General features: G+C 47.6%; 4 protein-coding genes and 1 pseudogene. 4 read left to right on the top strand and 1 reads right to left on the bottom strand.

Going from position 1 to position 6,079, the window contains the following annotated elements:
- From HP548_RS10910 to HP548_RS10900, 3 genes and pseudogenes are all read left to right on the top strand, one after another.
- Window positions 1-1,811: pseudogene (locus HP548_RS10910) on the top strand (collagen-like protein); the annotation flags it as partial.
- Between the two features lie 412 nt (window positions 1,812-2,223).
- Window positions 2,224-3,651 carry an FAD/NAD(P)-binding protein gene (locus tag HP548_RS10905; protein ID WP_175381644.1) on the top strand — a complete coding sequence of 476 codons (1,428 nt, stop codon included), beginning with the start codon at window positions 2,224-2,226 and terminating at the stop codon, window positions 3,649-3,651.
- Window positions 3,652-3,818: 167 nt separating this feature from the next.
- A complete protein-coding gene (locus HP548_RS10900) occupies window positions 3,819-4,268 on the top strand; it encodes a hypothetical protein (protein WP_099853612.1) in 450 nt (149 codons plus the stop codon).
- A 116-nt stretch (window positions 4,269-4,384) separates the two neighbouring features.
- Here HP548_RS10900 and HP548_RS10895 read toward each other — a convergent pair whose 3' ends face one another.
- On the bottom strand, window positions 4,385-5,068 hold the full coding sequence (locus HP548_RS10895) for a G1 family glutamic endopeptidase (protein ID WP_175381643.1): 684 nt from the start codon (window positions 5,066-5,068) through the stop codon (window positions 4,385-4,387).
- A gap of 262 nt (window positions 5,069-5,330) precedes the next feature.
- On the opposite strand from HP548_RS10895, the gene HP548_RS10890 reads away from it, so the two are divergent.
- The gene (locus tag HP548_RS10890; protein WP_175381642.1) at window positions 5,331-6,077 is read left to right on the top strand and encodes a DeoR/GlpR family DNA-binding transcription regulator; all 747 of its coding nucleotides are present in this window, start codon (window positions 5,331-5,333) and stop codon (window positions 6,075-6,077) included.
- The last annotated feature ends 2 nt before the right edge of the window (window positions 6,078-6,079 follow it).

The following is a 6,079-nucleotide window of genomic DNA, read 5'->3' as shown; positions in this document are numbered from 1 at the left end:
CTGGAGTAGGAGTCACCGGGGCTACTGGAACTACCGGAGCAACGGGTCTTACAGGAGTAACAGGTGCGACAGGCGCAACCGGGACAACTGGCGCCACAGGATGTACAGGTGTGACTGGTGCAACCGGAATAGGAATCACCGGGTCTACCGGAGCTACAGGTACGACAGGGTCTACTGGCGAAACTGGTGCGACAGGCGCAACCGGAACCGGAGTTACAGGAGCAACGGGTCTTACTGGAGTAACAGGTACGACAGGAGCCACGGGAACAGCAGGAGCTACTGGTGCACCGGGGCTTACTGGTGAAACTGGTGCGACAGGTGCCACCGGAGTAGGAGTCACCGGATCTACTGGTGTGACCGGTGTAACAGGTGTAACTGGAGTAGGAGTCACCGGATCTACTGGTGTGACCGGTGTAACAGGTGTAACTGGAGTAGGAGTCACCGGGGCTACTGGAACTACCGGAGCCACAGGCACGACAGGATCTACTGGGGTAACAGGTGCGACAGGTGCAACGGGAACAGGAACAACAGGAGCTGCTGGAGCAACAGGTTTTACTGGAGTGACAGGTACGACAGGAGCCACCGGAACGGGAACGACCGGCGCCACAGGTGCAACAGGGCTTACTGGGGTAACAGGTGCGACAGGAACCACCGGAACCGGAGCTACGGGAGCCACAGGTGCAGCGGGTCTTACTGGAGCTACCGGAGCAACGGGAACAGGAACGACAGGAGCTACAGGCGCGACGGGTTTAACAGGTATAACTGGTGTGACAGGGGCAACAGGAACCGGAACAACTGGAGCTACAGGCGCGACGGGTTTAACAGGAGTAACTGGTGTGACAGGGGCAACAGGAACCGGAACAACTGGAGCCACAGGAGCAACGGGTCTTACTGGGGTAACAGGTGTGACAGGTACAACAGGAACGGGAACAACTGGAGCCACAGGCACGACGGGACTTACTGGAGTAACTGGTGTGACAGGGGCAACAGGAACCGGAACAACTGGAGCCACTGGAGCAACGGGTCTTACTGGGGTAACAGGTGCGACAGGGGCAACAGGAACCGGAGCTACGGGAGCCACTGGTACAACGGGTCTTACTGGGGTAACAGGTGCGACAGGGGTCACAGGAACAGGAACGACTGGGGCTACTGGTGCGACGGGTTCAACGGGTGTAACGAGTGCAACTGGTGCGACAGGAGCAACGGGAACGGGAACAACAGGCGCAACTGGGGCTACCGGGGCGACTGGAGTTACTGGATCCACTGGATCCACAGGAGCCACAGGAGCCACAGGAGCCACAGGGGCTACGGGTGCATCAGGGCCCAATCTAGCTGCACAAGGATTTTCTGCATTTTTGGCTAATCTATCAACAACAACCAGTGCACAGTTAACCAACTGGAGTACAGCAAGTCCTTACTATGGTAATGCAAATTTTAATGCAACTACAGGCAATTACACGGCGCCCAATACTGGGACCTACTCGATTGTGGCAACAATCAATTTTTCTACAACTGCCGCAATTGCCATCTCATTGGGTGCTGGGGTCAATCCAGCGTTTCTGGTGCAAAGAACATCCCCCACTACGACTACATTGGTCAATGGACTATTGCCGATCCTGAATATCAGCGTAACGCTACTTACGTTGCGGGCAGTGCTTGGTAGTGGAGCCGTAACGCTAGCAGCACAGGTTACGCTGAACGCAGGCGATGTGATCGGGTTGTTTTACGCAGCGAATGGATTAACGATTACTCTGAACTTGGGCATTGGTGCAACGAACGGTATTGTATGGTCAGTACACGAATTGACATGAGGTGTTGATTTTCAGCACCTCACCTATTTGAAAATAAGACAAAACGAAAACAGATCCGGGTTGGATCGACCGTTAATATCCAACCTGATCTGTCTTTTTTACATACAGGACGAAGCCATTAAAATTTGGTTTCGTTATAGTTAACAAGCATGTTAGATATTTTTAGATCTGATGACAAGAAATCTGTCGTGATATTCAAAAAAATGACTCCAACTCATATAATAACGCTAATCCTTATGAAAATGATGTAAGGGATTGAGACGGAATCACCGTCTTTATCCATATGGTAAATGAATTAGGCTGCTTTGAACTTATAGAATATCCATCAACAAAACAAATTATTACACCAACATAACATTAAACGAGCGGTTCGTAGCAGCATACGAGTGGACGTTGAAAGGGTTGATGAATGATGAGCCTTGAAACATTAAACCAACGAGTACAAGATGATCTGGCTTATCTCGCATATGGAGGTGCGGATTGGATTCGCCCTCGCGAACATGACGAAGGCCATATCTATGATGTCGTTATTGTAGGTGGTGGGCAGAGCGGTTTGGGGGCTGCTTTTGGATTCCTACGTGAGCGGATATCCAACATTCTGGTCATTGATGAAAATGCCGCAGGGTTGGAGGGACCTTGGGAAACTTACGCGCGTATGGTCACGTTACGTACACCAAAACATCTGACTTCCATTGATCTCGGTATTCCTTCGCTGACGTTTCGAGCATGGTGGGAAGCGCAAGCGGGTCCTTCGGGATGGGATGAGGTTGATAAAATTCCGCGCAGCGAATGGATGAACTATCTGCGTTGGTACAGGGATGTGCTTAGACTACCTGTCGTGAATGAAGTGAAACTGAGACTGATTGAACCTGCAGATGGAGGCTTACACCGGCTACACATTACGGGTGCAGGGGCTCCAAGTAATATGTTGCTGGCACGAAAGGTTGTCTTGGCTACGGGCATCCAGGGTGGTGGAGAATGGCATGTACCGCCGATGATCGCTGAGAAAGTACCTAGACATCTGTACGCTCACACATCCGAGCTAATTGATTATGAACGGTTAAAAGGAAAAAGGATTGCCATACTTGGTGGCGGGGCGTCTGCCTTTGATAATGCCAACTTTGCACTTGCCACAGGCGTGGCTGAGGCTCACGTATTTGTGCGGCGGGAACAATTGCCAAGCGTTAACCCGATACGTCAGATGGAACAATCCGGTATGATCGAACGTTTTCACGTATTGTCGGACGAGGATAAGTATGTGACCATTTCCCATTTTTTTAAATACAATCAGCCACCAACCAATGATACCTTCAACCGGGCCGCTGCATGGCCAGGCTTCCAATTACATCTTCATGCGCCTTGGCTGAATGTACAGATGAAGGATGGGAAAGCGGTAGTGACTACGCCACAGGGCCAGCACTCCTTTGATTTTCTGGTCATCAGCACGGGTATGGTGAGTGATCCGTCACTGCGCCCCGAGCTCAGAATGGTGGAGGCACACATTGCACGCTGGGCAGACCGTTTTCAAGCTCCGATGGAACAAAGGAATGCATTACTTGACGCACATCCCTACCTTAGTCCCGGATTTGCAATGACCAGCAGAGATGAGGAGGGACAGGTTAAACTGCGTGGGTTGTTTGTCTTTAACTACTCTGCACTTGCAAGTTGCGGCCTCTCTGCCTCGGCAATATCGGGGACAAAGAATGCTGTGCCGAAGTTGGTTTCAGCTGTAGCCGATCAGCTTTTCCTGGATGACCGTGAGCAGATCTTGGAGCAATTTTTGAAGTATAACGAACAGGAATTTACTGCGAGTTGGGTGAAGAGTGAAGTTGGAATCTGAGTATTCAAAATGACCGTACAGCGGAGTAAGATGCTGTACGGTTTTCCTTTTTCTAAAGTTACATTTACGGGTGCTTATATAATGCTGTAAAATATCGAAATATACAGCGTTAAGGCAGGCGATAGATTATTGTGAGAATCATGGATTATGAGGGGTTCAGAACCCATTTGAAGAAAGCGTCACGCAAACGAAATGAACCCTTGATCAAAATTGTGGCTTTTCAGGAAAAGTATATGAAGATTGATGAGATCCAATATTATGATGTAGAGCAGAACTATATGAGTGTTCAGGCGTGTAATACGCTGTGGATGAACTTGAAAGATAAATCGTTCCGCAATCTGGTGTCCCATGATCTGAAGTATTTCCAAACCATGGACAACCTCGGGCGTCATTCATTGGAAAATCTAATTAAAGAACTGTACGACATGGCTGTTCCAATTCTGCTGGATTATGATCCAAGTGATTTTTATAGTTTGCAGCAGTTGTCCGAAATTCTGGTGCTGGATGAGATGAAGCTAATAGAGAAATTGGAGATGGGGCGTTTCAAGGGAGCATTTATTAACGAAGAAGGAAATTGGGTAAAACCCAAACCAGACAGGGCTGAGTTATTCTTATAATTGAAAAAAGAGACTCGTGTCAATTCCACAATGACCGAATATCCATTCTGCAATGGTACGCCGAATACGGCTCATTGCAGTTTTTTTTCATTAACGAATCTGTCAACGAAGAAGACTTAGCCGTTTCGTTTCACGACGAAAGAGTCTCCGCGTGGTCCCGGTGCTCCTGGAATGGAAACAACCTGTTTTTGCTGAATCATGATGCCTTTCTCTTTGGCAACGAAGCCGGGGGAGCAACCATTCAGGCGACAACATTTGAAGGTGACAGGCGTAATTTTTGCCATCTTGGAGATGGAACTTCCCACTGATGGGGCTTCTACAATCCACTCCGCGGATGATTGTTGGCCTGTATATTGCTGAACGGTGCGGAAAGTCCAACTTTGGGTCAGGTTATGGAGTGTGATACACCAGCGGGTACGATTGATTTTATAAATGGCAGCTCTGATCCGATCTCCTGGTGATACAGGAAAAGGGATGACCGTTTCAAAGTCCGGAAGAATTTCCCACCAGGCATAATAACTAGCTTGGCCGTTAACCCAGTCATGGCCTGTTCCAGTCTGAATGAGATTGGAATTCTCGTATCCATCAATACCGATCCAGGCTGAGGAGTATGAGGACTTGGATGATGGTAGAACAAAGGGCACGTTCCATTCAGCCGAGATACGTCTGAATTTAGCTTTGTCACTCGCTCGGGCATAACCGCTCCAGTTGGAGGAAATCCACCCGAAGCGTAGTGAAGAATTTGTTTTACCTGTATGAGGAATACAAGGTCTTCGGTGTTTATTTCTACTATTCGTCATATGGCCACCTCCCATGTGGAAATAGAGACGAAATCATTCGTTCGATATTATCAAATGCATGGAAGAAGAAAGAGGATATGGACATTCTGAAAAAGAAATAAGATTTGAACGATTTTGAACGATATTTAGGGTTGAATACGATGTTTGATGTCTATTAAATGTCGAATGTTGATGGTTTTTGAATGTTTTTAAATTAATTTGAATGAAAATGATTGTTTTTTACGGATTTTATGTTACTATAAAAGCAGTTGGAGGAATGAAAATGCTAACTGAAGAACGATATGCTGCAATTATAGAGCGCTTACATGAAAGAGGAATTGTGAAACTGCAAGAGCTTGTCGATGTGCTTGGTGCTTCTGAATCAACGATACGGCGCGATTTGATTGATCTGGAGAGCCGTCAGATGCTGAAACGCATACATGGTGGTGCTGCTCTAGTGAATGAAAAGACGCCAGAACCAGGTATGGAAGAAAAAACGTTCAAAAACATTCAACAGAAAACGGCGATTGCTCGTTTAGCTGCGCAGGAGATCAACAATGGTGAATGTATCTATCTGGATGCAGGGACGACAACATTAGCCATGATTTCCTATATTGAAGCCAAGGACGTTACGGTAGTGACGAACGGACTTTCACATGTAGAAGCGCTGGTAAGTAAACGAATACGCAGCTATCTACTTGGCGGAATGATGAAAATTCACACCAAAGCGGTGATTGGCAGTATCGCATTACAGAACATGGACAACTTCCGTTTTGATAAATGTTTTATTGGAACCAACGGAGTGGACGCCGAAATGGGGTATACAACTCCTGATCCGGAGGAAGCCTTGATTAAAAGGCGTGCACATCAATTGTCCGGTAAATCTTACGTGCTGGCTGATTCCAGCAAAATTGGAGAAATTACTTTTGCCAAACTGTTTGACCTTGAGGAGGCAGACTTGATCACAGAACATATGCCGGAACACTGGCGCTCTGTAATCGCCGAGAAAACTAAAATAATTGAGGGATAGCC

The sequence above is a fragment of the Paenibacillus taichungensis genome, assembly GCF_013359905.1.
Lineage (GTDB): Bacteria > Bacillota > Bacilli > Paenibacillales > Paenibacillaceae > Paenibacillus > Paenibacillus taichungensis.
The sequence above is the reverse complement of the archived record's forward strand: the minus strand, read 5'-3'. Positions and strand labels throughout refer to the sequence as shown.

What these genes read in the sequence shown, in the direction of transcription:
- HP548_RS10905 (WP_175381644.1), top strand. Translation starts at nt 2,224, where the DNA reads ATGAGCCTTGAAACATTAAACCAACGAGTACAAGATGATCTGGCTTAT.
- HP548_RS10895 (WP_175381643.1), bottom strand. Translation starts at nt 5,068, where the DNA reads ATGACGAATAGTAGAAATAAACACCGAAGACCTTGTATTCCTCATACA.
- HP548_RS10890 (WP_175381642.1), top strand. Translation starts at nt 5,331, where the DNA reads ATGCTAACTGAAGAACGATATGCTGCAATTATAGAGCGCTTACATGAA.